At 63.2% G+C, this 26,803-nt stretch carries 23 protein-coding genes and 2 pseudogenes; 10 read left to right on the top strand and 15 right to left on the bottom strand.

Annotation, left to right across the window (positions count from 1 at the left end):
- Window positions 1–125 precede the first annotated feature (125 nt).
- The gene (locus tag F6X40_RS30525; RefSeq protein ID WP_187618420.1) at window positions 126–392 is read left to right on the top strand and encodes a helix-turn-helix domain-containing protein; all 267 of its coding nucleotides are present in this window, start codon (window positions 126–128) and stop codon (window positions 390–392) included.
- The gene (locus tag F6X40_RS30520; protein WP_187630396.1) at window positions 389–1,735 is read left to right on the top strand and encodes a type II toxin-antitoxin system HipA family toxin; all 1,347 of its coding nucleotides are present in this window, start codon (window positions 389–391) and stop codon (window positions 1,733–1,735) included. Before F6X40_RS30525 ends, F6X40_RS30520 begins: the two co-directional genes overlap by 4 nt.
- A gap of 94 nt (window positions 1,736–1,829) precedes the next feature.
- Here F6X40_RS30520 and F6X40_RS30515 read toward each other — a convergent pair whose 3' ends face one another.
- From F6X40_RS30515 to F6X40_RS30460, 12 genes are all read right to left on the bottom strand, one after another.
- Complete coding sequence (locus tag F6X40_RS30515) at window positions 1,830–2,342, bottom strand: ureidoglycolate lyase (RefSeq protein WP_187630395.1); 513 nt, start codon at window positions 2,340–2,342, stop codon at window positions 1,830–1,832.
- Window positions 2,339–3,349 carry an allantoicase gene (alc, locus tag F6X40_RS30510; protein ID WP_184056821.1) on the bottom strand — a complete coding sequence of 337 codons (1,011 nt, stop codon included), beginning with the start codon at window positions 3,347–3,349 and terminating at the stop codon, window positions 2,339–2,341. Before alc ends, F6X40_RS30515 begins: the two co-directional genes overlap by 4 nt.
- Window positions 3,350–3,416: 67 nt before the next feature.
- Window positions 3,417–3,938, bottom strand: a complete 522-nt coding sequence (gene uraD, locus F6X40_RS30505) for a 2-oxo-4-hydroxy-4-carboxy-5-ureidoimidazoline decarboxylase (protein WP_187630394.1) — start codon at window positions 3,936–3,938, stop codon at window positions 3,417–3,419.
- On the bottom strand, window positions 3,935–4,885 hold the full coding sequence (puuE, locus tag F6X40_RS30500; protein WP_187630393.1) for an allantoinase PuuE: 951 nt from the start codon (window positions 4,883–4,885) through the stop codon (window positions 3,935–3,937). Before puuE ends, uraD begins: the two co-directional genes overlap by 4 nt.
- Window positions 4,886–5,079: 194 nt before the next feature.
- Window positions 5,080–5,862, bottom strand: coding sequence for an aspartate/glutamate racemase family protein (locus F6X40_RS30495; RefSeq protein WP_187630392.1), 783 nt, complete (start codon window positions 5,860–5,862; stop codon window positions 5,080–5,082).
- A 48-nt stretch (window positions 5,863–5,910) separates the two neighbouring features.
- Window positions 5,911–7,392 (bottom strand): NCS1 family nucleobase:cation symporter-1, encoded by a 1,482-nt coding sequence (locus F6X40_RS30490; RefSeq protein ID WP_187630391.1) that lies wholly within the window; start codon window positions 7,390–7,392, stop codon window positions 5,911–5,913.
- Window positions 7,393–7,759: 367 nt separating this feature from the next.
- On the bottom strand, window positions 7,760–8,473 hold the full coding sequence (locus tag F6X40_RS30485) for a GntR family transcriptional regulator (protein WP_184049203.1): 714 nt from the start codon (window positions 8,471–8,473) through the stop codon (window positions 7,760–7,762).
- Between the two features lie 320 nt (window positions 8,474–8,793).
- Window positions 8,794–9,720, bottom strand: coding sequence for a muramoyltetrapeptide carboxypeptidase (gene ldcA, locus F6X40_RS30480; RefSeq protein WP_187630390.1), 927 nt, complete (start codon window positions 9,718–9,720; stop codon window positions 8,794–8,796).
- Window positions 9,721–9,746: 26 nt separating this feature from the next.
- Window positions 9,747–10,475 (bottom strand): tRNA adenosine(34) deaminase TadA, encoded by a 729-nt coding sequence (gene tadA / locus F6X40_RS30475; RefSeq protein WP_187618411.1) that lies wholly within the window; start codon window positions 10,473–10,475, stop codon window positions 9,747–9,749.
- Window positions 10,472–10,873, bottom strand: a complete 402-nt coding sequence (locus tag F6X40_RS30470) for a DnaJ family domain-containing protein (RefSeq protein ID WP_187630389.1) — start codon at window positions 10,871–10,873, stop codon at window positions 10,472–10,474. The genes tadA and F6X40_RS30470 overlap by 4 nt, the downstream gene beginning before the upstream one ends.
- A 508-nt stretch (window positions 10,874–11,381) precedes the next feature.
- Entirely contained in the window at window positions 11,382–11,981 is a 600-nt protein-coding gene (locus F6X40_RS30465; protein ID WP_187630388.1) for a 2'-5' RNA ligase family protein, read from the bottom strand.
- A 120-nt stretch (window positions 11,982–12,101) separates the two neighbouring features.
- Entirely contained in the window at window positions 12,102–13,004 is a 903-nt protein-coding gene (locus tag F6X40_RS30460; RefSeq protein ID WP_187630387.1) for a LysR family transcriptional regulator, read from the bottom strand.
- 125 nt (window positions 13,005–13,129) lie between these two features.
- Here F6X40_RS30460 and F6X40_RS30455 point away from each other — a divergent pair, with 125 nt between their 5' ends.
- Together F6X40_RS30455 and F6X40_RS30450 are read left to right on the top strand one after the other, a co-directional pair.
- Window positions 13,130–14,413, top strand: coding sequence for an MFS transporter (locus F6X40_RS30455; protein ID WP_187630386.1), 1,284 nt, complete (start codon window positions 13,130–13,132; stop codon window positions 14,411–14,413).
- Window positions 14,414–14,464: 51 nt separating this feature from the next.
- Window positions 14,465–15,445, top strand: a complete 981-nt coding sequence (locus tag F6X40_RS30450; RefSeq protein ID WP_187630385.1) for an amidohydrolase family protein — start codon at window positions 14,465–14,467, stop codon at window positions 15,443–15,445.
- A gap of 95 nt (window positions 15,446–15,540) precedes the next feature.
- On the opposite strand, the pseudogene F6X40_RS30445 reads toward F6X40_RS30450, so the two are convergent.
- Window positions 15,541–15,887 (bottom strand): annotated as a pseudogene (locus F6X40_RS30445) (DUF2827 family protein); the annotation flags it as partial.
- 183 nt (window positions 15,888–16,070) lie between these two features.
- Between F6X40_RS30445 and F6X40_RS30440 the strand changes: the two are divergent.
- From F6X40_RS30440 to F6X40_RS30425, 4 genes are read left to right on the top strand one after another with little or no spacing between them, the layout of a single operon-like run.
- Entirely contained in the window at window positions 16,071–17,531 is a 1,461-nt protein-coding gene (locus F6X40_RS30440; protein ID WP_187630384.1) for a DUF3375 domain-containing protein, read from the top strand.
- Between the two features lie 2 nt (window positions 17,532–17,533).
- Window positions 17,534–18,190, top strand: coding sequence for a DUF4194 domain-containing protein (locus tag F6X40_RS30435; RefSeq protein WP_090800540.1), 657 nt, complete (start codon window positions 17,534–17,536; stop codon window positions 18,188–18,190).
- Window positions 18,183–21,554 carry an ATP-binding protein gene (locus F6X40_RS30430; RefSeq protein ID WP_187630383.1) on the top strand — a complete coding sequence of 1,124 codons (3,372 nt, stop codon included), beginning with the start codon at window positions 18,183–18,185 and terminating at the stop codon, window positions 21,552–21,554. Before F6X40_RS30435 ends, F6X40_RS30430 begins: the two co-directional genes overlap by 8 nt.
- Window positions 21,551–22,735 carry a Wadjet anti-phage system protein JetD domain-containing protein gene (locus tag F6X40_RS30425; RefSeq protein WP_187630382.1) on the top strand — a complete coding sequence of 395 codons (1,185 nt, stop codon included), beginning with the start codon at window positions 21,551–21,553 and terminating at the stop codon, window positions 22,733–22,735. Before F6X40_RS30430 ends, F6X40_RS30425 begins: the two co-directional genes overlap by 4 nt.
- A 92-nt stretch (window positions 22,736–22,827) precedes the next feature.
- Here F6X40_RS30425 and F6X40_RS30420 read toward each other — a convergent pair whose 3' ends face one another.
- Entirely contained in the window at window positions 22,828–25,299 is a 2,472-nt protein-coding gene (locus F6X40_RS30420) for a DEAD/DEAH box helicase (protein WP_262421599.1), read from the bottom strand.
- Window positions 25,300–25,583: 284 nt separating this feature from the next.
- Window positions 25,584–25,717: pseudogene (locus tag F6X40_RS43640) on the bottom strand (integrase); the annotation flags it as partial.
- Between the two features lie 103 nt (window positions 25,718–25,820).
- Here F6X40_RS43640 and F6X40_RS30415 point away from each other — a divergent pair.
- Together F6X40_RS30415 and F6X40_RS30410 are read left to right on the top strand one after the other, a co-directional pair.
- Window positions 25,821–26,093, top strand: coding sequence for a DUF1778 domain-containing protein (locus tag F6X40_RS30415; protein ID WP_187630381.1), 273 nt, complete (start codon window positions 25,821–25,823; stop codon window positions 26,091–26,093).
- Window positions 26,090–26,581, top strand: a complete 492-nt coding sequence (locus F6X40_RS30410) for a GNAT family N-acetyltransferase (protein WP_187630380.1) — start codon at window positions 26,090–26,092, stop codon at window positions 26,579–26,581. Before F6X40_RS30415 ends, F6X40_RS30410 begins: the two co-directional genes overlap by 4 nt.
- The last annotated feature ends 222 nt before the right edge of the window (window positions 26,582–26,803 follow it).

Below are 26,803 nucleotides of genomic sequence, written 5' to 3'. Positions count from 1 at the left end.
GGCTACAAAAATCGGCAAAGATAGATAAAATGTAGCCCTAGAGACACAAATGCGAATAACCTTGTTGTGTCTCTTGGGCTACAATAAACGTCAAATACGTTGAATTTGACGCCCTGAGGCTACAAATGACCAACCTCGCCGATGTCTCGGACATGCTGAAAGCCGTGCGACGGGACAGCAAACTATCGCAGGAAGAACTTGGGCGCCGCGCGGGCGTGGCCCGCACGACCGTCGCGCGGATGGAAACGCTCGCCAGGAACGATATGAGCGTGTCCGTGCTCGTGCGCCTGCTTGAGGCTGCCGGTTACGACCTCAAGTTCGTCGCGCATGGACATGGCCGCACGCTGGAAGACATCCTCGCTGAACAGCGCAGCCCGGACGCGCAGCCATGAAGCTCGACGTTCAGGTGCTAGGCAAGAACGTTGCCACGCTGTTTCGCGAGCGCGACGACTATGTCCTCAAATATAACGGCGATGCGAGCGCGGCCGACTTCGTCAGCCTGACGATGCCGGTGCGCGAAGAGCCTTGGCGCTGGCCACGCGACCTGCATCCGTTTTTCCGGCAGAACCTGCCCGAAGGCTATCTGCTGAATCTGATCCGCGAGCAATTCGGGCCCTTGCTCGACGGAACCGATCTGTCACTGCTCGCCGTCGTCGGCTCGATGGGGATCGGCCGGGTCACCGTGACGCCCGAAGGCGTGGCACCGGGCACCGAACTCCAGGCGCTCGACGTCCAGCACATCCTGCACGGCGACAACACCGCCGAACATTTCGCGCAACTCGTACGTGAATACGCGCGAGCGGCCATTTCGGGCGTCGTGCCGAAGTTCATCGCGCCGGAAGCGCAGTCTGCCGCATCGACACCGTTGCAGCTCGGTAAGCCGACGATTCGAACGAGCCGTCACATCGTCAAAGGTTCGGACGACAACACGCCCTTTCTCGGTTTCAACGAGTTCCATTCGATGCGGGTGCTGGAGCGGCTGGGGGTGGCGCACGTTGCGCGCACGCGGATGTCGGACGATGGCAGGGCGCTCGTCGTCGAGCGCTTCGATGTCGACGCGCAGGGACTGCCGGCGTATGGCGTCGAAGACTTGTGCGGTCTGCTCGGCTTGCCACCGCACGAAAAATACAATTCGACGAGCGAGAAAATGCTCAACGCGGCAAGAGCGTATCTGCTCGATCGCGACACCATGCGGATGCAACTCCAGCAGCTCGGCTGGCATTTGCTGACGAACTACGTCGTGCGCAATGCGGACTGCCACACCAAGAACGTCGCACTGTTCTATACCTCGGTCGACGATGTCGCGTTCACGCCCGTCTACGATGTCGTGACGACCCAGGCTTATCCGCGCTTCGCAGCCAATCCGCCCGGGCTGCCTGTCGACGGCCGCAAAACCTGGGCAGCCGGTAAAACGCTGGAACGATTTTTCAACACGCGCATGGGCATCGCCCCGCGGCAATATGCGCAGATGGTTGAAGCGCTGTGCGACTCCGCTGTCGACGTCGGCCACGAGTTGATCGAAGCAGCGCGCAACGAACCGCAGTGGCGTGCGGTCGCCAAGCAGATGCTGCATGCATGGGACGACGGCATGACATCGCTGCGCTCGCCGAAGAAAAGCCTGCAATTCAGGGGGCTCAAGCCGGCCATCGAAGCAGCGGGATTTTCGGCGCCGGAGCCGCCCGAACGGTCAAGGGAAGTCATCGGGCATTCGCCGCTGCTTGGCAGGCGCAAGTGACGCCATCCATGCAAAAAAGCCCACGACGTAACGCACGTCGCGGGCCTGTTCTTCGAACCGCAACGCTGCCGGCGACCCGGCAGCTGCATCGCCATCAAACCGCCACCGCGCTCAGCGCATCTTCCGTGAGCCACAGCGACTCCGCCAGATCCTGCTCGTTCAGATTGAGCCCCTCGCCGCCACGATCGACGACGATAAAGTCGCTCGTCTCGCCCAATGCGATCAGCGGATGGTGCCACACGCCTTTCGCGTAGTTGACGCCCTGCCAACCAGTGGTGACGAACGCGCGGATCTTCGTCGCGTCGAGTTCGCCCGCGGGCGCGACGACGACCAGATACGGCTTGTCGTTGAGCGGCACGAACGCCTGGCTGCCGAGCGGATGACGCTCGAGCATCTTCACTTCGAACGGCAACGTGCGCGGCTGGCCACGAAACAGATTGACGAGCGTGCGGCCGTGCTCGTCGGTCACGTCGACCTTCGCGAGGTCGTGATAGCGGATCGTCGTGCCGAGGTTGATCGGAATCTGCTTCGCGCCTTCGAGTTCGATCACGTCGCCGAAGGCGGCGAACGCCGCTTTCGTCAGCGGTTCGATGGCGAGCGTTTTCATTCGAGCGTACCCCACAGACGCAGACGCGACACGCCGCCGTCCGGATAGATGTTGAAGCGCACATGCGTAACGGGACCGAGCGCCGCGATCTCGCTCTCGAAGAAATGCTGCTTGTCCATCTGCAGTTTCTGTTCGCCGAGCAGCACCGGCCAGAACATCGCCTGCGTGACGAGCGAGCTGTCGGTCCCGCCCTTCACGTACGCGGCCTGGATCGAGCAGCGATCGGGATAATTGCCCTTGAAGTGCGCGGTGTCGACTTCGATCTTGCGGATCACGCCCGGCTGCGCGAGCGCGATGATCGCCCAGTCGTTGCCCGGCTCGCGACGACGACGCGTTTCCCAGCCGTCGCCCATATTCACGCCGCGACCCGGCATCAGCAGCGTCGAGGCCGCGCCGAAGTGCTGGTTGTTCGCGCCGACCAGATACGCGCCGTTTTCCATCGCGGCGAGATCGAACTGCTCGGTGCGGCTCGCGCCGGCCCAGTCGACCTGCGGCTGACCGTAAACACGCAGACGCGCGATGCCGCCGTCCGGATAGATGTTCACGCGCAGATGCGTGTACGCGCTCGCGTCGCCGACTTCGAGGTAGTGGTGGCTATTGCCCTGCAACGTGGTCGACGGCACGATCTCGGTCCATTGCGTCGCCTGATTCGGCTCGCCATCCGCAACGCGCGCCGCTTCCACCGACGCCGCCGGCGGGAAATTGCCGGTGAAGTGGCTCGTGTCGAGGTCGAGTCCCTTGATCACGCCGGGCCGCGCGAGCTTGACGATGCACCAGTCGTAGCCGGTCGTGCGCTTGCGGCGCGTTTCCCAGCCGTCCATCCACTTGCCGTTGTCGTCGTACTTGCCCGGAATGAAGACGGCCGGTTCCGGATTCAGCATGCGGTCCTTCGGCGCGAAGAATTCGTCGCTGGCCTCGAGCGCCTGCGCGCCCAGACGCGGGTCCGCCAGGTTCACGTAACGGCGCGTGAATTCCGGTGCGTTGGGGTCGAGAATCGGAAGTGCCATCTTTGTCGTCCTTGAGATCGATTGGTGCGGGAAAAACGTTACGGCTCGCTGCGTGACGCAGTGCGCGTCACGCGCCGATCAGGTCGTCGAGCCGCAAACGTGCAATGCGATAGATCTGATCGAGGCTCGCGCGCAGTTCGTCGGCGCGGCTGTTGTTCACGCGCGATTCGAAGTCCGCGATGATGCCGTGGCGGTCGTAGCCGCGTACCGCGAGAACGAACGGAAAGCCGAATTTCTCGCGATACGCTTGATTGAGCGCATGCAGCTTGTCGAACTCTTCCTGCGTGCATTGCGCGAGACCCGCGCCGCTTTGCTCGCGCGTCGACTCGGCGGTCAGCTCGCCGCGCACCGCGGCCTTGCCGGCCAGTTCCGGGTGCGCGTTGATCAGCGCGAGCTGCTTGTCCTCGCCAGACGTTTCGACGATCTGCGACATCCTGCGATGCAGCTCGTCGATGCTCGCGAACGGCCGCTCCCGCGCCGCAATCTCCGCGACCCACGGCGAGTGCTCGAAGATGCCCGACAGCGCCGCGACGAACGCGTCGGTCGAGATCCTGTTGAGTTGGTCCAGGGTGTATTGCATCGCCTTCATGCCGCAGCCTCGCGGCTGTCTTGCTGGTAAGGATGAGTTTCATGCCAGTGCCGCGCGATATCGACGCGCCGCGACACCCATACGCGATCGTGTTGTTCGATGTGATCGAGAAAGCGCTGCAGCGCCCGGAAACGCCCCGGCCGCCCGAGCAACCGGCAATGCATGCCGACCGACAGCATCTTCGGCACTTCGTCGCCCTCTTCGTACAGCACGTCGAATGCGTCGCGCAGGTAGGTGAAGAAGTGGTCCGCGGTGTTGAAGCCTTGCGGGGTGGCGAAGCGCATGTCGTTAGTGTCGAGCGTGTACGGCACGATCAGTTGCGGCACGGTCTTGCCGCCCGCCACCTCGACGTCCATCCAGAACGGCAGGTCGTCGCCGTAGTAATCGGAGTCGTACAGGAAGCCGCCGTATTCGGCGACCAGCCGATGGGTATTCGGACTGTCGCGGCCGGTGTACCAGCCGAGCGGCCGCACGCCGGTCACGCGCTCGATCGCCTCCATGCCGAGGCGCATGTGCTGCGCTTCCTGCTCCGGCGACATGTCCTGATAGTGAATCCAGCGATAGCCGTGGCACGCGATCTCATGTCCGAGTTCGACGAACGCCCGCGCAACTTCTGGATGCCGTTCGATCGCCATGCCGACGCCGAACACCGTCAGCGGCAGGTCGCGCCTTTCGAATTCGCGCAGAATGCGCCACACGCCCGCGCGCGAGCCGTATTCGTAGATCGACTCCATGCTCATGTGCCGCGCCGGATATGCCGCCGCGCCCACGATCTCCGACAGGAACTGCTCGGAACCGGGATCGCCGTGCAGCACGCAGTTTTCGCCGCCCTCTTCGTAATTGAGGACGAATTGCACCGCAACGCGCGCTCGCCCCGGCCAGTTCGGATGCACCGGGTGGCGGCCGTAGCCGATCAGATCGCGCGGGTAGTTCGGGTCGAATGGCATGGTTTGACGGATGCGTAGTGACGGGACCAGGAATGCGCGTGAACGCGGTTCGAAACCCCTCGGCAAGGATGCGGGGTTCACACGTGTAGCCACGCAACAGGCGGCTTCAGCGGCTGCGGAAACCGCAGCGCCGAGTTGACCCAGTGTAGCGAAAACACCCCGGTGCGCCCATACAGCCGGGCAGATAGTGCGTGTTACAGCGAGTGTATGTGCGAGTCCGCCGACTCGGCGTTTACCCGCAGCGGACCGGGGCTGAACGACGCGAGCGCGCCGTCGTAGCGCTTCGCGAGCGGCCGCGCGTAGTCGCCGCGCTTGGCCGTCGCGAGACGCAGCGTCACCAGCGCCTCGGTCCATTTGACGGCCGCCGTCACGCCTTCGATCACCGGCGCGCCAAGCGCATCCTCGATCTCCGCGCACAGTTCGGCCATGCCCGCGCAGCCGAGCACGATCGCGTCCGAGCCGTCCTCGGCGAGCGCGCGCCGGCATTCGTCGAGGATGATGCGGCGCGCCGCCGAGCCCGGCTTGTCGAGATCGAGCACGGCGACGTCGGTCGCACGCACGTTGCGGCAGAAGCGCTTCATGCCGTAGCGCTCGGCCAGATGCCAGGCCATGCCGCAGGTGCGCGCGAGCGTCGTCACGACCGAAAAGCCCGGCGCGAGCACGCTCGCCGCGTGCATCGCCGCCTCGGCGATGCCGATTACCGGGCCGCGCGCCAACTCGCGGGCCGCATAGAGACCGGGGTCGCCGAAGCACGCGATCACGTAGCCGTCGCAGCCGTCCCGTTCGCCTGCCGCGACTTCGGCGAGCAGACCGGGCGTGGCGAGCGCTTCGTCGTAATAGCCCTCGATCGACGGCGGCCCCATCGTCGGATTGACGGCGATCACTTCGGTGCCGGGCGCGGCGACGTCGCGCGCGCAGCGCCCCATCGCCTCGGTCATGCGGCGCGTCGTGTTCGGATTGATCAGTTTGATACGCATGGCGACTCCTGTTCGACTCGTTATTGCAGCGACGAAAGCCCGTGAAACTCAGCGTGCGAGCATCCGGTAAAACAGCGCGCCGAGTCCCGCGCCGATGAACCACGAGAAATTCGCGCAGCCGTCCAGCCCCGGCACCATCACGCAGATCACCGCGATCAGCGCGGCCGGCAGCAACGCGGCCACCGCGCGATAGTTGACGCCGTTGCGATACCAGTACGAGCCGCTCGGCGCGACCGTGTACAGATCGTGGAGCACGATCTTCTGACGTTTCACGAGGTAGAAGTCGACGATCAGGACGCCGTACAAAGGTCCGATGAAGCTGCCGAGCACGTCGAGCGTGTAGTGGATCACGGCCGGATTGTTGAACAGGTTCCACGGCGTGATGAACACCGACGCGACCGCCGCGAGCATGCCGCCCGCGCGCCAGCTGATCAGACGCGGTGCAACGTTCGAGAAGTCGAAGGCCGGCGACACGAAGTTCGCGACGATGTTGATGCCGATCGTCGCGATCGTGAAGGTCAGCGCGCCGAGAATCACGGCCATCGGATAGTCGATGCGGCCCACCGTCTCGACCGGGTCCGTGATCAGTTCGCCGAACACCGGCAGCGTGGCCGCGGTCGTGATCACCGTGACGAGCGAGAACGCGAGGAAGTTGACCGGCAGGCCCCAGAAGTTGCCGCGCTTGACGCTGCGAAAGCTCCTGCCGTAGCGCGAGAAGTCACCGAAATTGAGCATCGGTCCGGAGAAGTACGACACCACCAGCGAGATCGCCGTGATCATCACCGGTACCACTTCCATGCCGTGATATTTGACGCCGCCGAGGTTGATGCCGATGTTGCGCCAACCCGCGCGATACACCATGTAGCCGGCGAGAATGAACATCACGACGTAGACGGCTGGCCCGGCGAAGTCGATGAACTTCTTGATGGTCTCCATGCCGTGCCAGAACACCAGCGCCTGCAGTACCCACAGCAGCATGAAGCCCGCCCAGCCGAGCGTCGACAGACCGAGCAGACCATGCCGATGCACATCCGCATACGGCAGCAGTTGCGGCACGAACTTCAGCACGACGATCACGAGCGCGCTCGACGCGAGATAGGTCTGGATGCCGTACCACGCGACCGCGATCAGGCCGCGGATCACTGCGGGGACATTCGCGCCGAGCACGCCGAAGGTCGCGCGGCACGCGACCGGATACGGCACGCCGTTCAGCTGGCTCGGCTTCGCGATCAGGTTGCACAGCACGTTCACGAGCGTGATGCCGATCAGCAGCGACACCAGCACCTGCCAGCTCGTCAGGCCGAGCGCGAACAGACTCCCCGCGAATACATAGCCACCCACGCTATGCACGTCCGACATCCAGAACGCGAAGATGTTGTACGCGCTCCAGTTCTGCGCGCGCAGCGGCGCGAGGTCCTCGTTGTAGAGCCGCTCGCTGTAGCCGGCCGGCATCGACGGCTCGGTTTGAGCCGTGCCGTCCGGATAGTTGGAGATGGGGTGACTGCCTGGCGCTGCACTGAACTGAGCCATGATTCCTCCTTTGGATAGGGACCGTCGAAAGAGCATCGACGGACATTGCATCGGCCATGCCAGTTGCTCGCTTCTCGTCCCGCGTGGGTCGAAGAAGTCGGCGTCGTGGTTCCGGACCGTGCCGCGCGTGTCTCCGTACTGACGTACTTGTGGTTGTCGCATCGCCAGCCGCCGCGGCTTTCCGGCGATGCGTCGCTACCCGAGCTCCGTCGTCTCGCGACGGACGTGCGTGTTCAGGCCGGCGGCGCTCACGCGAGGCCGCCTGGCCGTGCATCTATCGGTTCAGTTCAATTCAGTGCGGCGCGCACCACGAACGGGCGCTCGCCTGCTGCTTGCCTCAGCCTGGGGTGGAGTCGGCTTCGGCTGTCTAGGTGGATGCTTCTTTCGACGCAAGCGCGCCGAATACTTCATGCAGATCCGCTGCCCCGCGCGCGGGGCGATCCAGCATCTTCAACTCGACGCTTTGCAGATGGCGCGACATCAGCGCGGCCGCCTGCTTCGCATCGCCGGCGTCGAGCGCGGCGAGAATCGCTTCGTGGTCCTCGAACGAGCACGGGCTGCGTCCGAGCGATTCGTACAGCGCGGAAATCAGCGTGGAACGCGCGACCAGCCCGTTCAGGCAATCGCACAGCACTGAGTTGCCGGTCAGGTTCGCGAGCTCCGTATGAAACTCGCCCGACAAGCGGATCCATGCCGGAAAATCCCGCGTTTCGAATGCCTTGCGTTCCCGGCCGATCATGCCGCCGATGTTCTTCAGACGCCGCATGCCGTGTCCGCTACAGATCTTTTCGACGACGGCCAGCTCGATGATGCGGCGCATTTCGAACACCTCGTGCACCTCCTGCAACGACGGACTCGCGACGAACGCGCCACGATTCGGCTCGAGATCGACGAGGCGCTCACTCGCCAGCTGCGACAGCGCCTGGCGGATGGGGCCGCGCTTCACACCGAATACTTCGCATAGCTGAGCTTCGGTGAGTTTCGCGCCGGGTGCCAGCCGGTGCTCGAGGATCGCCGCGCGGATGCGCTCGGCGATTGCTTCGGGCTTCGAACTGTTCGCGACGGATTCGGTGTCGGACATGATTGGCGTCTCGGTATGTTGGTCATCATAGGACGGACACAAATATTGTCAACAATTTTTGCGTCGATTTTCGACAGTTTTTGTGCTGCGTTGCGTCAACATAAGCCCTGTGACCCAAGCTGCGCGGCTGTATGGCGGGAATCTTACCCGGTTTTGACGATGCCAAGACGAGTACTGGCAGCCAGTTTTTGTCAACAAAAACTGCCAACATTGGCGATGGGTGTGGGAGGTGGTGAGTGTGGAAATACTGACAGTTAGTTGCGTTACTGATGCAATAAAAAGCGGGCGATCCGCCCGCCTCCGCCCCGCCCACGACGGCTTCAGCCAATGCTCGGATAGCCCGACGCCGTCAGCCTGAAGCCATGCGCATTGGCGACCAGATGCGCGGCCGCGCCGACCGGCAGCGTCACCATGTTATGAACGTGCCCGAACTGCAGCCCTGTCACGACAGGAATGCCGATCAGCGAGCGCACTTGCTCGATCATCGCGTGCAGGTCGTAGCCGTTGTCGTAGTCGTACGGCTTGCCGCCCGAGAAATCACCGAGCACGAGCGCCTTCTGCTGCGCGAGGATGCCGGCCAGATGCAGTTGATAGATCATCCGCTCGATGCGGAACGGCTGCTCGTTGACGTCCTCGACGAACAGGATGCCGCCCTGCACCGGCGGCATGTACGGCGTGCCGACAAGCGACGCCACCACCGCCAGATTGCCGCCCCACAGCGTGCCCGTTACGTCGACGCTCTGCGCTTGCGGCGTGTCGCTCGCGACCGTGATGGTCGGCTGCGTCAACGCCGACCAGAAATGCCGCATCGTGAATTCGCTGAGCTGCTCGGCGCCGAAATCACTCATCAGCATCGGGCCGCCGAAGGTCTTCAAGCCGGCGCGCGCGAGCAGCGCCAGTTGGATCGCGGTGAAGTCGCTGTGACCGACCAGCGCTATCGGCTGATCGGCGAGCCGCCGCTGCAGCCCCTCGTAGTCGAGACCGTGCAGAATCCGCACCGCGCCGTAGCCGCCGCGCACGGCCAACACGACATCGGGCAGCTCACGCGATGGATCGGCGAGCCGGTTCAGATCGGCCGCGCGCTCGCCGTCGGTGCCCGCGAAGCGCTGGTAGCGGCGCTTCGCGGCCTCCTCGCCGTCGACTCGATGCCCCTGCGCACGCAGCCGATGCAGCGCGCGATGCAGCACCTCCGGATCATGCGGATAGCCGGATGGCGCAATCAGTTCGATGGTGCGAGATGCGGTCATGGCGAGACCCGTTGGGCGTTGTTGTTTTAGAGCGGCGTGGTTGGGGGCGGTTCGCTGCTGGAGGGTGTGGCGGTGTCAACGGCCGCTTCGGCCGCTTCAGCCGTTTCGCCGCGCGCCGCCGCGCGGGCTGCGCGACTCGTCCGACGCCGCTCGGCAAAAAACGACCTGAGCGCGGCACCGCATTCGGCTTCGAGGACGCCGCCGCTGACCGTCGTGTGATGGTTCAGTTGAGGATTCGCGAACGCATCGACCACGCTGCCGCACGCGCCGGTTTTCGGATCGCGCGCGCCGAACACGACACGGGCGATGCGCGCGTGCATGATCGCGCCGGCGCACATCAGGCAAGGCTCGAGCGTCACATAGAGTTCGCAACCCGGCAGACGGTAGTTTTGGAGCGACTGCGCGGCTGCGCGCAGCGCGACCATTTCGGCGTGCGCGGACGGGTCATGCGCGCCGATCGGATGATTGAAGCCCGTGGCGATGACTTCGTCGCCGCGCACGAGCACCGCGCCGACCGGTACTTCGCCGGCTGCGCGCGCTTCTTCGGCGGCGGCCTGAGCGAGCGCCATGAAGCGCAGGTCGCGTTCGGAGATGATGGGAGCGTCGGAATTTCCGGGAGGGATGGCGGCAGCGGCCATCGGGTGATCAGCCGCCGGTGCGAAGACCGCGCCGATGCAAGCGCCAACGGATTTCTCACCGGCCTCGGCTTGCGCAGAAGAGCCGATCGAGGCGGCACACGGGAGCGGCTCGTTCACTGCGAACCCGCGGCGGCTACATCGACATTGCCCACGCGCTCAGAGAGACGCTCCGCGATGCGGCGGCAATATTCGCGCGGCAGGATCATCGGGCCGCCGCGCAGCGATTCGAGCGCCATATCGAGCGCGAGCATGCGCGCCTGGAGACGGCAACGGGTCGGCTGATCGCTCACGGCATTCAGCTCCGTTTGCAGATCGCGCAACGCGCGAAGCTGCTCGACGGCGGGCGGCACGAAGCCCGCATTTTTCAGAATCCGGTTGGCGACGCGCACCTCTTCCGGCACCAAAGCATCGTCGTCGAGGGCCAGCGGCGCGCCCGCACCCGGCAAGTCGTCGAACTCTCCGCGCGCGGCGGCGGCGGCAATACGCTGTTCGACAAGCGCATCAAGCAATTTCATCTGCAATCCACAACGTTGCGGCCCGAGCATTCTATCAGGGAGCGCACGGGCGCTCCGTGCTCACTTGACGGCATAAAGGCGCCGATTTGCCGGCAACCCGGCATTTGACGGTGCTTCAGCGTGGACTTGGAGTAAGTCATCAAGTCGCACAACGCGCGCGGCGCTTAACCGGCGCGGCACGCAGAGGTTCCCTCTCGTCGAATTTGACGCCGCCATGCCATTCAAACCGATCGGCCGTCCCAGTGCTCTTCCCGTCGCGGAACCGCATCCGATCTGCGCCGCGCAGCCAGTGCGAGGGGGCCAGCAAGCGTCTCGGCGAATCGGCGTGCGTAGCGCGCTGGCGGCGATTACCGCGGCCGTGCTGCTTTCCGGCTGCGGCGTTTTTTGCGGTGGCGCCGCGGCGAGCGGCGGCGCCTATGCCGGGGGCTGCGGGACGAGCGTGCGGTTCTAGCCGGCGCCTCGCGAAACAGCCGCGAATTCGTTACCGAGGTGGCCTACGCCTCCTCCCTCAGCTCGGCCCCACCAACGGCCAACGCCCGAGGACCATATGTCTGGTCCGTCCCAGCAGGCTGTGCATCAGCGCAAACTCGCGCACATTCCAGCACGCCGCCTCGGCCGTATGGCGCTCGATCCACTGCATCCCGTACGCCAGCGTCACGTGCGGCGTAAAACGTGCGTCGGGCTCGATGCCGTCGTCGCGCAAGCCCGCTTCGAGCGCATCGTGAAGCGCCTGCAGTCCGTGCACACCGTGCTCGCCCACCAGCACCGCCGGCCCGAGCCGCGGCCTTTTCGCGAAGCTGGCGACCGCGTCGAATTCGACCGTAAACGGCGCCATGCTGACCGCCGCGGCCGCCCGTTTCGCCGCCTCGAGCACATCCGCCGGCAAGCCGCCCGCGAAATTGCCGAGATGCCTGAGCGTGACGTGCAAGCGGTTCGCCGCGAGCGGTTTGCCGCGCACGCCGCTGCGCACGCGTGCCTCCACACAAAGCTGCTGCGCGAACTTAGCGATACCGGCCGCGGTATTGGCATCGGGATAGACCGCGAAAAAGAGCCCGTCGGTGGGCGGGGGCGGCGCCTCGAGCCCGGGCAACCACAGTTGTTCAGCCATCGCGCCTCGTTCCTTCGCTGATTCTTTCCGTCGATCCGCACACCGCCGCACAAGCGGCCCATTGCAGCGATGATACTGTATATTCATACAGTATGACAGGCCGTGTGCAACTGCGACGCGCTACAGATCGGCCGGCTTGCCGATGCGTTTGTACCAAAGCTCGATAAACGACTCGGCCGCCGGCGACAGCGAATGCTCGGCGCGTCGGATCAGATTCACGTCGCGTGTGACGAGCGGCGCTTCGAGCCTGCGCGCGACCAGATCGCGATGTGGAAACGACCCGAGCAGAATGCCCGGAAAAATCGCGATGCCGAGACCGGCCTGCACCATCGAAAGCCCGGTCGTCATATAGGACACTTCGTACTCGACCGCCTTGCGCATGCCGAGCGTGAACAACGTTTCGTCGATCAACTTGCGGATGCCGCTCGTCGACTTGATGCCGAGCCACGGATACTGCAGCGCATCCTTCCAGCTCACACGCCGCTTTTTCGCGAGTGCCGAATCCTTGCGGCAGATCGCGCACAAGTTGTCGCGCGCGAGGCATTGCAGCGTGATGCCCTCGGGGCGCTCGCTGATCGTGCCGATGCCGAACTCGACGTCGCCCATCAGCGTCGACGCGGTCAGGCGATCGGGCGCGGCGTCGTCGACCGAGACCTCGATATTCGGGTACAGCGCGCGATATTCGGCGAGCAGTTTCGGCACGATCGCCGCCGCGATCGACGGCGTCGCCGCGAAGCGCAGCCGACCGCGCTCGCGCCCGGCCAGCTCCTTCACGCTCGACTGGATCGACTCGAGATCACGCAGCATCCGCTCGACGGTCGGCAGGATTTCATGCGCGGCCGCGGTCGGCCGCAACGAGCGCGACGTGCGGTCGAACAGCCGCAGGCCGAGCGCCTCCTCCATTTGCCGGATCAATACGCTGACCGCGGGCTGGGTGATGAACATCTCGTCGGCCGCGCGCGTCAGCACGCCGAAACGGCAGACGAGCGCGAATGCGCGCAACTGTTTGATGGTTGGGGTCATGGAAGCGCAATCATAAAGTTACTTTATGGGACCATGGATTTTGTTCGATTGTTTTCATTCGGACAGTACCCTACATTGCTCTCCTACGCAGCGCGCAGCCGTTCAAAAAACGACAGGAGACAGTCGTGACAGCAATCGATTCGCGCAAACGCTTGATCGGCGCAATGGCGTCGACGCTCGGCAATGTGCTCGAGTGGTACGACTTCGTCGTGTTCGGGTTTCTGTCGATCATCATCGCGAAGCAGTTCTTCCCCAGCCACAGCGAGTACGCCGCGCTGATGCTCACCACGGCGACGTTCGGCGCGGGCTTCGTCGTGCGGCCGCTCGGCGGGATTCTGCTGGGCATGTACGCGGACCGCAAAGGCCGCAAGGCAGGCCTCACGCTCGTCATCGCGATGATGACGGTGGCCGCCGCGATGATCGCGCTCACCCCCGGCTTCCAGCAGATCGGCCTGATCGCGCCGGCGATCGTGCTGTGCGCGCGTCTGTTGCAGGGCATTTCGGCCGGCGGCGAATTCGGCACCGCGACCGCGATGTTGATCGAATATGCACCGACAGCGCGCCGCAATCTGTATGGCAGCTGGCAGATGTTCGCGCAGGCCCTGGGCGCGTTGCTCGCGGTCGCGATGGGCAGCGCGCTCACGCATCTGTTCACGCATGAGGCGCTCGAGTCGTGGGCATGGCGCATTCCGTTCCTGCTTGGTCTGCTGATCGGCCCGGTCGGCTTCCATATCCGCCGCAACCTGCCCGAAACCGAGGCGTTCCAGAAGCTCGGCGCGCGCGTGAAGGTGCCGTTCTCGCGCGTCGTGATGCACTATCCGCGCGAGTTGTTCGTCGCGACCGCGCTGTCGGCCGCGCTCAACGTGATGGCCTACGTGATCATCACGTATCTGCCGATTTACGCGGTGCAGAACCTGCATATGCCGGTGACGCTGCCGTTTTCCGTGCTGCTCGCGAGCGTGCTGCTGCGCGTGGTGACGATTCCTCTATTCGGTCATCTCGCGGATCGCATCGGCGGCGAACGCATGATTCGCGTCGCGCTCACACTGTTTCTCGTCGTGCTGTACCCCGCTTACTACTGGATCGCCAACGCGCCGTCGTTCGCGTCGATCATGTCCGTCGAACTCGGCTTCGCGCTGCTGATCAGCGCCTCGAACGCGCCGATTCCGACCGCGCTCGCCGGCCTGTTCCCGACCGAAGTCCGCTCGACCGGCCTCGCGATCTCGTACAACATCGGCGCGGCCGTTTTCGGCGGCTTCTCGCCGATGGTGCTGACGTGGCTGCTGCACGTGACTGGCAACAACATGATGCCTGCGCATTTCTGCGCGGCGTTCTTCGCGCTCGGCCTGATCGGCGCGTTCATGCTGAAACGCCGCGCCGCGCCGGTGAACGAGTTCGCCACCCAGTAGCCCGCTCATCCCCGTTTTCCTCTCACCCGCACTTTCTCCGGGAGATCCCGCATGCCTGTCATTGACGTTCATACGCATATCTTCACGCACAAATGGCTCGAACTGCTGCGGCAGCGCGGCGGTGCGTACAACATTCAGACGCGCCCCGACGGTCAGCAGGAAGTGTTTCGCGGCAACACGCCGGTCGTGATTCCGCAAAAAGGCCACTTCGATTTCGACATGCGGATCCGCCAGATGGATGAATCGGGCATCGATATTTCGGTCGTGTCGCTGACCTGCCCGAACGTGTACTGGGGCGATCAGGCAACCAGTTGCCTCGTCGCGCGCGAATCGAACGACACGATCGCCGAAGCACAGGCCAAATATCCCGGCCGCATCCGCTGGTTCACGTCGCTGCCGTGGGAATATCCGGAAGCGGCACTCGAAGAACTGCGCCGCACCTGCGAGAACGGCGCGAGCGGCGTGATGGTGCTCGCGAACATCGCGGGACGCAGCCTCACCGATCCGATGTTCGCGCCGATCTGGGCCGAGATCGACCGTCGCGCGTTGCCGGTGCTCGTGCATCCGACCGATCCGCCCGGCGTCGATCTGATGGACATGACGAAGTTCGATCTGAGCTGGGCGGTCGGTTTCATGTTCGACACGACGCTCGCCATCACGCGGATGATCTTCGAAGGCTTCTTCGATCAGTATCCGGATCTGAAGCTCATCGCGTCACATGCGGGCGGCGCGTTGCCTTATCTGGCGGGCCGCTTCGAGAAAGGCAACGAGGTCGAGATCCCGCAACGTCGCAAGATGAAGCGCAAGCCGATCGATTATCTGCGCCATATCTACTACGACTGCATCGCGTATAGCCCGGCGTCGTTCGAATTTCTCGTCTCGGTGGTCGGCGCGGATCGCGTGATGTTCGGGACCGACTGGCCGCATCAGGTGTACGACATTCGCGGCGCGTTCGCCAACACCGCGCGTCTGCCGAAGGAGCAATGCGACGCGATCCGCGGCAACAACGCGCTGCGGGTCTTCGGGTTCTGACGCGAGTCGCGGCGGCAGCGAGGACCTGATGCGCCGGGATACGCTGGCAGTTCTGTTCTCGCAACGACACCTCGCCCTTGCGCCGCGCGCGACGACTACCGCGGCGCTCGCGCGATCAGATCGTCGAGCAGCGCCGCGTAGGTGGCCACCAGCTGACGGTTATCCGGCAGATAGCGGGCGATCTCTGTGCGCTGCTTCTCGCGATACCACGACGTATGCGCGTCGTGGCAATCTGTCGCTTCGATAGCCCTACGCGCCCCCTCTTCAACGTCGTTGTCCCGATAGTAGTAACCGAGGTCCGCGCACAGATGCGCGTTGTGCACCAGCGGATAGCCCTGCCAGCGCACTTCCAGGTAGAAGTAATTGAGCGGTTTTCCAGTTGATGCGAAATCACGATGTCCGTGTTCTGAGCCAGAAACACGGGCGTTTCGTGTCGTCCGAGAACCGGATGCTCGGTCTTGCTGGCTTTTTAAACGGGCGCCCACGTACACCGCCAGAAACACCGTGAGATTCATTCCAGAGCGGAGCCTTGCAAAATTGGGATGACAATCGGAGTAGGATACTGGCCTTTTGAGCCAAAGATCGGCGATCTCCTCAGGGGTGCCGAACCCGTCATCTCGCACCGATGCCCCTCGACTACCCTACCCTCGATGCGCTGCGCACGCGCCATCCCGCTTGGCGCCTGTTACGCTCCGACCACGCGCCGCTCGCTGTCAGCTTCCTGCACCGCGTGTTCGTCGCGCCAAACGTGCGCGTGGTGGCGGCTCCGCTTCTTGCCGAAGCACTCGAAGATGAGCTTTACGCGTTGCGCGAACAACTCGGCGATGACGCCTTCCCGAAGCCGGCGCTCGAGTATCTGAACGACTGGGCCAGCCCTGAAAAGGGATGGTTGCGCAAGTACTATCGCCAAGGATCCGATGAACCGCAGTTCGACCTGACACCCGCCACGGAGAAAGCGATCGCGTGGCTCGGCACGCTGACGGAACGCAGCTTTGTCGGCACGGAATCGAGGCTCTTGACACTTTTCGAGCTGCTGCGGCAGATGGGCGAAGGCAGCGAGGCGGACCCCGAAAAGCGTCTTGCCGAGCTCCACACGCGGCGCGGCCAGATCGACGAAGAAATCGCCCGCGTGGAGGCCGGTGACGTTCGGCTGCTCGACGATGCCGCGCTCAAGGACCGTTTTCAGCAATTCATGCAGATGGCGCGCGACCTGCTCACGGATTTCCGTGAAGTCGAACAAAACTTTCGGCTGCTGGACCGACATGTGCGCGAGCGAATCGCGCTCTGGGAAGGATCGAAGGGTGCGCTCATCGAGCAAATCATGGGCGAGCGCGACGCGATCGCCGATTCGGACCAAGGCAGCAGCTTCCGGGCGTTTTGGGACTTCCTGATGTCGAGCCGCCGTCAAGAGGAACTCTCGAAACGGCTCGAGCGTGTGCTGGCGCTGCCGGCGGTCATGGAAATGAGGCCCGACGCGCGCACGCGGCGCGTCCACCATGACTGGCTGGAAGCCGGCGAGCATACGCAGCGCACGGTAGCTCAGCTCTCGCAGCAGCTTCGACGCTTCCTCGACGATCAAGCGTGGCTCGAAAACCGCCGCATCATGGACATTCTGCGCGGTATCGAAACGAAAGCGCTTGCGCTGCGCGAAGCGCCCCCACCAGGCTCCGTCATGGAGATCGAGACCGCATCCACTGACATCGAGCTGCCGATGGAACGCCCGCTTTACGCGCCGGCGCTGCGCCCTATCATTGCCAACGTCTCTATCGAAACCGGTGAGGCGAACCTCGATGCCTCGGCACTCTACACGCAGATCGTCGTCGATCGCGCGCGCCTCGCAGGCCATATCCGCCGATGCCTGCAAGATCGGTCGCAAGTGACGCTTGCCGAACTGACCGCTTCGCAGCCTCTCGAGCATGGGCTCGCCGAGCTCGTCGCCTATTTGCAACTGAGCGCCGAAGCTGGATCATTTCGCGCGACCGTCGATGAGACCATTTCCGATACGATCGAGTGGCAGGCGAACGACGCCAACGGAACACCAATCATTAAGCGCACGACGATGCCGCGTGTGATTTTCACAAGGTAGAGATGACGGAAGAACAGCAAGCCTCGTCGCCTGGTCGAGGTGATTTGTCGACAGTTGCCATCGCGCTGCTCAAGGGCGTGGTTTATCGTGATGGAAACGAGCGCCTCTGGGCCGCACTGCTCGAATTGCAGACGCACGCGCGCGACTACGTCGCCGTGCTTGGCCTCGAACTCGTCGTGGACGAGGCGGAAGGCTACGCCTTCGTAAAAAGCCGCGCCGCGCATGACGCTGAAGTCGATGGGGAACAGGCCAAGCTACCCCGGCTCGTTGCCCGGCGTCCACTCTCGTTCCCCGTGAGCCTGCTGCTCGCGTTGCTGCGAAAGAAGCTGGCGGAATGGGATGCTGGCGGCGGCGACACGCGGCTCGTCCTTGCGCGCGAGGACATCGTCGAGCTCGTACGCGTATTCCTTCCCGCGAGCACCAACGAGGCGCGCCTGGTCGATCAGATCGATACACACGTGAACAAGATCGTCGAGCTCGGCTTCCTACGCCGGATGAAGACCACGAGCGGACCGCCCACATTCGAGGTGCGGCGCATTCTCAAGGCGTTCGTCGATGCGCAATGGCTGCTCGATTTCGACGCGCGGCTCGCGAGCTATAGGGCGCACCACCTTCAAGATTCGACGGTTTCTGACCAACAGGAGAGTCGCGATGAATGAGCCGCGCACGCTCGGCCTCGATTTTGCCGTCGACGACGCCCTGACGGGCTTTCGCCTCGAGCGGCTCGAGGTTTTCAATTGGGGAACCTTCGACCAACGAGTCTGGGTGCTGCGGGTCGATGGCCGCAACGGCCTGCTGACAGGAGACATCGGCTCCGGCAAGTCGACGCTCGTCGACGCCATCACCACCCTCCTCGTGCCCGCGCAGCGCATCGCCTACAACAAGGCGGCAGGCGCGGACAGCAAGGAACGTACGTTACGCTCGTATGTGCTTGGCTACTACAAGTCGGAGCGCAACGAGGTCACGGGGACGGCCAAGCCCGTGAGCCTGCGCGACCATAACAGCTATTCGGTGGTTTTGGGCGTGTTTCGTAACGCCGGGTACGATGCCACAGTCACACTCGCGCAGGTGTTCTGGATGAAAGACGCACACGCTCAACCCGCGCGATTCTTCGTCTGTGCCGAACGCGATCTCTCGATCGCCGCTGACTTCTCGCGCTTCGGCACCGAGATCGCACAGCTGCGCAAAAAGCTGCGCGGGCTGGGTGCCGAAATCGAGGACACATTTCCGAAATACAGCGCCTGGTTCCGGCGGCGCTTCGGAATCGAAAACGAGCAAGCGCTCGAGCTCTTCCATCAAACGGTATCGATGAAATCGGTGGGCAATCTCACCGACTTCGTACGCAGCCACATGCTTGAGCCGTTCGACGTTGCACCGCGCGTCGACGCACTGATCACTCACTTCGACGATCTGAATCGCGCGCACGAGGCGGTACTGAAAGCCAAGCGCCAGGTGGAACTGCTGACACCGCTCGTCGACGACTGCGATCGCCACAGCGAGCAAGGACACGTTCTCGACGGCTGGCGAGCGTGCCGTGAAGCACTGAAACCCTACTTCGCCGGGCTCAAGCTCGGCCTCATCGAGCGCCGCCTCCAATTGCTCGACGAGGATCACGCGCGGGCAATATCACGCAAGGCGCGGCACGAAGAAGCGCGCGACCAGGCGCGCCAGCGCGTGGACGATTTGCGCCGCGCCGTGGCCGAACAAGGCGGCGATCGCATCGCGCAGCTCGAGGTCGAAATCCGCCAGCACGAGCGAGAAAGCGCGCGTCGCCGCGAACGCGCGCAACGCTATGCCACCATCGTTACGCTGCTCGGCGAAACCGAGGCCACGGATGAGGCCGCATTCGCTTCCCAACGCCAACGTCTGGCCGAGCGGCGCAGCTCGCTCGTCGACGACGAAGCGCAAGAGCAAAATGCGATTACCGAATGGAGCGTGGCCTTTCGCGAAGGGAAAGCGCAGCGTGATCTGCTAGAGGACGAAATCGCGAGCCTGAAAGCTCGACGTAACAACATCCCGAAGGAACAAGTCGCGATGCGGGCGAGCCTATGCTCGGCGCTCGGTCTGGAGGAAGACGCCCTGCCGTTCGCCGGCGAACTCATTCAGGTGCAAGAGGATGCGCGCGATTGGGAGGGCGCCGCCGAGCGCGTCCTGCGCAACTTCGGCCTGTCGCTGCTCGTGCCCGACGAGCACTATGCGAACGTCGCGGCGTGGGTCGATCGCACTCATCTCCGGGGGCGGCTCGTCTACTTTCGCGTGCGCTCTGAACGCGCCGCGCGTGCAGCCGAGGCCATCGAGCTACACCGCCACTCGCTCGCGCACAAGCTCGCGATCAAGCCCGATTCGCTGTTCTATGGCTGGCTCGAGCGCGAAATCGGCCGCCGGTTCGACTATGCATGCTGCGATACGCAGGAGCAGTTTCGGCGCGAGACGCGCGCGATCACGCGTGCGGGCCAGGCGAAAGCGCTTGGCGAGCGCCACGAAAAAGACGACCGTCGCGCGCTTGACGATCGCAGCCGCTACGTGCTGGGTTGGAGCAACACGGCCAAAATTGCCGCCCTCGAAGCACAACGGCGAGCGCTCGAGGTTCGGCTTGGCGAGATCGGACAGAAGCTTGGAGAAGCTCAAAGCGAGCACGCGAAGGTGCGCGAGCAGCTCGAAGCGCTTGCGCGCATCGGCGAGTTCGTCGACTTCCGCGACATCGACTGGGCAAGCTGCGCGACCGCGATCGCACGTCTGGCAGACGAAAAAGCCCGCCTCGAAGCGGCAAGCGACGCCCTCGCGGAGCTAACGGCCCAATTGGACTCGGCGCAAGCGTCGTTGACAGAGAGTGAAGCGGCGATCTCGGAAACCGACTCGGAACTGGGCGGTATCCTGGCCAGGCGGGAGGCAGCGCAAACGTTGCGCGACGAGACGCACGCGCTCGTTGCGGAAGTGAATGCCGAACTTGCCGAGCGAATCGAGGCGCTGCGAGCGGAGATTCTCGGCGAACACCAGCTTTCCGTCGAGTCATGCGACAACCGCGAGCGGGACGTGCGAGAGGCGTTGACAACCCGTATCGACAACGAAACGAAGTCGCTCGGCCGCCTTGCCGAAAAAATCGTCAAGGCCATGGCGGCCTTCAAGGATGCCTACAAGCTCGAAACGGCCGACTTCGATGCGAGCCTCGACGCGACCTCAGAGTACCGTGACATGCTCGCGCAGCTGCAAGCGGACGATCTGCCGCGCTTCGAAGCGCGTTTCAAAGAGCTGCTCAACGTCAATACGATCAACGAGATCGCCAACTTCCACGCCCAGCTCGCCCGCGAACGGCAAACGATCAAGGAACGTATCGAACGCATCAACGAATCGTTGCGACAAATCGACTACAACGCGGGCCGATACATCGTCCTCGAGAGTCAGTCCAGCCCCGACGCGGAGATCCGCGAATTCCAGAGCGACCTGCGTGCTTGCACCGAGGGCGAACTCACCGGCTCGGACGATAGCCAATACTCGGAGACCAAGTTCCTGCAAGTCAAACGGATCATTGACCGCTTCCGCGGCCGCGAAGGGTTGACCGAGCAGGACCGGCGCTGGCGCGCCAAAGTGACCGACGTGCGCAACTGGTTTCTGTTCGCCGCCAGCGAGCGTTGGCGTGAGGACGACAGCGAATACGAGCACTATTCGGACTCGGGCGGTAAATCGGGCGGCCAGAAGGAAAAGCTCGCCTATACGATCCTTGCCGCGAGTCTCGCCTATCAGTTCGGCCTCGAATGGGGCGCCGTGCGTTCTCGATCGTTCCGCTTCGTCGTCATCGACGAGGCGTTTGGACGAGGCTCCGACGAATCGGCGCAATACGGTCTCACATTGTTTCAAAAACTGAACCTGCAACTGCTGATCGTCACGCCGCTGCAGAAGATTCACATCATCGAGCCGTTCGTTTCGAGCGTCGGATTCGTTCAGAACGAGGGCGGACGCGCCTCGAAGCTGCGCAACCTGTCGATCGAGGAGTACCGCGCGCGCAAGGCGGAGTTCGAGCAATGAATTGGACGACGACCGCCGAACTGCGCGTTCGCCTCCAGCGCCTATGGGAGCGTGGCGAATGGCTGCGGAGCCTCGTAGACGGCACCGACGGGCTGTTCCCGCTACGTCTGACGATAAAAGGCCCGAGCTCGTCCGAATTGGCCGAACGCTTCGACGCGGTACGCGCATGGATCGCGGAGATTGCCGCGACACCGCGCGTACGCATCGAATGGCGAGAAATCAATCATCGAATTCTCGGCCTGCAGCGTTTGCCACAAGCAGCTTGGGTGGACAGTCTGGACGATGCGCTCGCGGTCGCCGGCAAGCGCCGCGACGCAGCCCAGTTCGAGCGGCTGCTCGAAATCACACGCTCCCGCCAGCCGAAGCTCACCACGTGGCTTGCGCAGCGCCCGTTGCAAGCACTCGAATTCGCAGGCGATTGGGAACGACTGCTGGCAGTCGTCGATTGGCTGCAAGCACATCCGCAGCCGGGCGTATATCTTCGCCAAGCCGAAATCGCCAACGTCGACACGAAATTCATCGAGGCGCGGCGCGGCGTCCTCGCCCAATGGCTCGATCTCGTGCTGCCGTCGGAGTCAATCGACAGCAGCCGGACAGCCGCCGCCCAATTCGCTGCTCGCTACGGGTTCCGCGAGAAGCCGCCTCGGATTCGATTTCGCGCGCTCGATGACAGGCTCGCCGTTCTGCCCGGCATGGGCCGGCCCGACATCGCACTCGACGCTGACAGCTTCGCGCGCCTCACACTGCCATGCCGCCACGTGTTCATTACGGAAAACGAGATAAATTTTTTGGCGTTTCCCGACGTTCCGCAGTCGATCGTGCTCTTCGGGGCGGGCTACGGTTGGGAAGCTCTCGAGCCGGCGCGATGGCTCACGGACTGTGCGCTCCACTACTGGGGCGACATCGACACGCACGGCTTCGCCATTCTCGATCAATTGCGCAGTCGGTTCCCGCATGTTGGATCGTTCTTGATGGACCGCGCGACGCTGGTGGCGCATGAAGCGTTCTGGGGAGAAGAAGGCGATCAGGTCACGCGCGATCTGCCGCGGCTCACTGCCAAAGAGCGGGAACTCTTCGATGACCTCCGCGACAACCGGATTCGCCATGGATTGCGGCTCGAGCAAGAGCGCGTGGGATTCGGGTGGGTCAGGGCGGCGCTCGAAGAGCGGGCTTGCGCTTAGAACTTCCCCATCTCACCGCCACGTACAACTCGAATACGACTCGAAGCAGGCCGCCTCGAAGATGCCTGCCCCAACTCCCACGTTCAGCGACTCTAGTTTGCGCTGCCGTTGCGCAGCAGAGCATCCGAGATCGTCGACAGCACCTCAGCCAGTCGTCTTGCCGTCTCGGGAGATGGCAGCGGCAACCTGAGACTTCGCGCGCCCGTCACGGCATCGCGCTCGACCCACGGGTGTGCGGCAACCGCGCCGTCGCCCGGCTCATTCAACGCCGACGCCAGCGCCGCGCCGAACTGCAGCCACCCTGACCACGGTTCGAGGGACGCGCCTCGTGGCGCTGTATCGATGGTCGAAGCTTGAGGCCGCTCTCCGGTACCGGCGAAATCGGTTTCCACGACGCTCGCGTCACGCGCCGCGTCGCCGGACACGACTGCGCCGCTCGCGGCTTCCTCCGCCGCGGCCATGACCTCGCTCTCTCCCATGCGCCCCGCGACGTTTTCGACATCCTTCATGAAGCGGGTCAGGCGCGAACCACCGAGCAGAATTTCGCTGGCGCCGCCATCGAGGATGCCTTCCGCCAGCGAGCGCTTGAAAGCCAGCACCGACAGCATGCCCTCCTCGATCGTTCCCTTCGCGATGTAATTGACGACTCGTACCGGCTTTTTCTGGCCCAACCGATAGATGCGCGCGATGCGCTGTTCCAGCACCGCCGGGTTCCACGGCAGATCCATGTTCACGAGCGTCGACGCGTGCTGGAGGTTGAGCCCCGTGCTACCTGCGTCCGTCGACAGAAATACCCGACAGTCCGAATCGTCCCGAAAGCGCTGCACCAGCGCGGGCCGATTTTCCGACGGCACGCCGCCATGGAAGCTGACGTAGCCGATGCCGAGCTTCTTGAGCCGGCGAATGACTATCTCATGCGTGCGCGTCCATTGACTGAACACCACGACTTTCTCGTCCGGCTGCGTGAAAAGCGACTCGAACAACGTCGCCAACTCGTCGGCCTTCACGCCATGATCGGTTTCCTGGTCCAGCAGATAGGTGCTGTTGCACGACATGCGCATGTTCTGCAAAGCGCAGGTGAGGCGCCGCTGGTCCTGATCCGACAGAAACCTGGTGTTACGCCAGCGCCGGACGATTTTGGCCACGATGTCCGCGTTTTCCGTGTGATACGCCATCTGCAGCTCGGTCATGGGCACCAGCAGATTCTGGTCGGTGCGCCCGGGCAACTGCAGCAGCACCTCGGACTTGCGACGCCGTATCATGATCGGTGCCAGGGTCTGGCTGATCTTCTCGAGGCCCGTGTATCCTGTCACGCGTCCCGCCTCGTCCTTGACCTGATGTTCGTGCAGCAGCTTCCACGTGGGCCCGAGACGGTGCTGGTCGACGAATTGAACGATGGAAACGAGTTCCTCCAGCTTGTTTTCGAGAGGCGTTCCCGTCAGCACGACGGCATAGGGGCTGTCGATTCGCTTGAGAGCCTTCGCCGCAATGGTGTTCCAGTTCTTGATGCGCTGCGCCTCGTCGACGATGACCAGCTCCGGCGCCCACGCGGAAATCACGTCAAGGTCCGATTTCAGCTTCTCATAGTTGGTGATCTTGTAGAGATCCTGGGCCGCATATTCGCCCCGCCTCTGGGCAAGGCCGCCCGCGACTACCCTCGAAGCGTGGCCGGAGAACCGCGTGATCTCGCTCTGCCACTGATACTTGAGCGAAGTCGGGCAAATCACCAGCACTTTCGACACGCCAAAATGCCGGATCAGGATTTCCGCCGCCGCGACGGCCTGCACCGTCTTGCCGAGGCCCATTTCGTCGCCGATCAAGGCGCGCCCGGCACGCACGGCGAACAATGCGCCTTCGGCCTGGTAAGGATAGAGCGGCACCTTGAGCAGCTTCTTCAGCGAGGGCGTCGCCCCTCCTTGCGGAAACTGCCCGTCGAGCATCCCGGCACGGCGCGCCGCATCGTTTCGGCCAGCGATGAAATCGAGCGCGTCGTCATGGGCGCGCAATTCGTGCCCGGCCTTCGCCACCCTGGAGAGAAAGCGCCCGAGATCTTCGAAACGGTCCTCCGGCAGATGCCATCGCCGAGACTCGTCGAACAAAGCGGCGGCCGCTTTGGCTACCTTTGCCGGACAATCCGCGCCGGCGCGAAAATGGACCGCTCGCCCTCCCTCGTTTCGCAAATACAGCTCCGAGAATGCGGGCTGATAACCACGGGCGAAGGCCGCCTTTGCGCCTCGCTTGCGCAGCAGTCGCGACAAGGTAAATTCAATGTGCTTGCAGGTGCCGAGTTCGTTGGTGGCGTAATCGGGACAGTCGCAAAAGTTGTCGCCCGGGCAGGTCCCACGAATCGACACGCGATAGCTGAAGTTCGACTCCGGATTGCCGACGCGGAATTCGGAGAAATACGTCTCCGTCCCGAGATTCTCCAGCGAGAACGCTTGCTCTTGCCCGAATTGCCGACGCAAGGCGCGCTGCCAGTCGGCGGGCGACATGTGATCGGGGGCGTGGATGCGGGAAAGCTTCGAGGATCGACGTGACTTGGTGGAAGAGTGTTTGCTAGTCATGACTTGACGTGATATTTGCGCGACCGACCCGCTCCAACAATGCGAAGTCCAGCGGGTCTCGGATTGCCTCCCACGCGGGCAGATCCAGTCAATCCGCCAACGGCTGAATCCGCCCCCGGATCGAGTCCGTAACGCGTCGTTGATTGCCTACCGGCTCGGTAAAAAAGAGGACACACAGTATATCCCGGGCCTCGTCCTCCATCGCCCGCAGATTCGACACACAAGGTGGCACTCAGCACCGGCACTACCTCATTCTCGGGCAATAGTTTCGGCACGTAGCTCTACCCGTCGATCCAGGCATCGACCATGTTGCCCACTCTTGCAGCATGTGGCGCCGCTGCTCGGCGTACTCTGCCTTGTTGTAGATCGAGCGCGAGGAACGTCCGTCCTCGTGCGCCAGGCACTTCTCGATCCAGTCGCCAGGCTGAAACCTGACTGATTCTGCCACGGCGCGTATTGAGATCAGATATACATCGCTCCATCATACGTATATCTATCGTATATACAGTATGGAGTGCATCATGCGCGACGCACCTATTAATCTTCGCGCCTTGCCAGAGCAACGTGATCTGATCGATTACGCAGCGAGCCTGCTTGGCAAAAACCGCTCTGACTTTATGTTGGAGGCCGCTTGCGAGCGCAATCAGGCCGTCGTCCTGGATCGCACTTTCTTTGGGCTTGATTCGGAAAAATTTAAACAGTTCACCGAATTGCTAGACGCGCCGAAAGTCGCAAACGCGGGTCTTGCACGTCTTATGGACGTGAAAACCCCTTGGAATGAAAACAGCGAATGAATCGAAAGCTTTCTGCTCCGCAGCCGCTGCTGGCCGAGCACGACGTTGCCAGCTTTTCCTGCGGAAGGCTGGAGCTTGGCGACTGGCTGAAGCGGCGCGCCCTGATTAACCACAACAGTGGGACAAGCCGTGTATTTGTAACGACCGATGATACCGGCCGCGTCTACGGCTACTATGCCCTCGCGGCTGGAGCCGTTGCCCATGTCGATGCAACCGGCAACGTTCGTCGAAATATGCCGGATCCGATTCCGGTGGTTGTGCTTGGCCGGCTAGCGCGAGACGTAAATACAGTAAATACAAAAGGCATCCAACTCGGCGCTGCCCTTTTGAAGGACGCCCTCAATCGCGCTAGCTCGATCGCAAAAGATCTTGGCGTACGTGCGATGCTTGTGCATGCGATTGACGCACACGCAGCGGCTTTCTATGAGTCGTACGGGTTCACACCTTCTCCGATTCATCCGCTCACACTCGTGCTCCGACTGGCATGACGAGTGCGCAGAAAAGCCGCAGGGTGCGGCTTTTCTTCACCTGGCCAACTTTCCGCCACTACAGGCGCGTGGTTGGGACGACTTTTTACCCTCATTCTGAGCTTGCCCGTAAAAAATGGATCCCTTGCTGAGTGTGTAAAACTCACGCGAGGAGGAAGGAAAGATGGGTAATCCGAGAGCACGGTACACGCAGGAATTCATGATAGAAGCCGTGCGCATGGT

Source organism: Paraburkholderia sp. UCT31, assembly GCF_014397655.1.
Lineage (GTDB): Bacteria > Pseudomonadota > Gammaproteobacteria > Burkholderiales > Burkholderiaceae > Paraburkholderia > Paraburkholderia tuberum.
Note: the sequence above shows the minus strand (reverse complement) of the source record. Positions and strands in the feature narration are given on the sequence as shown.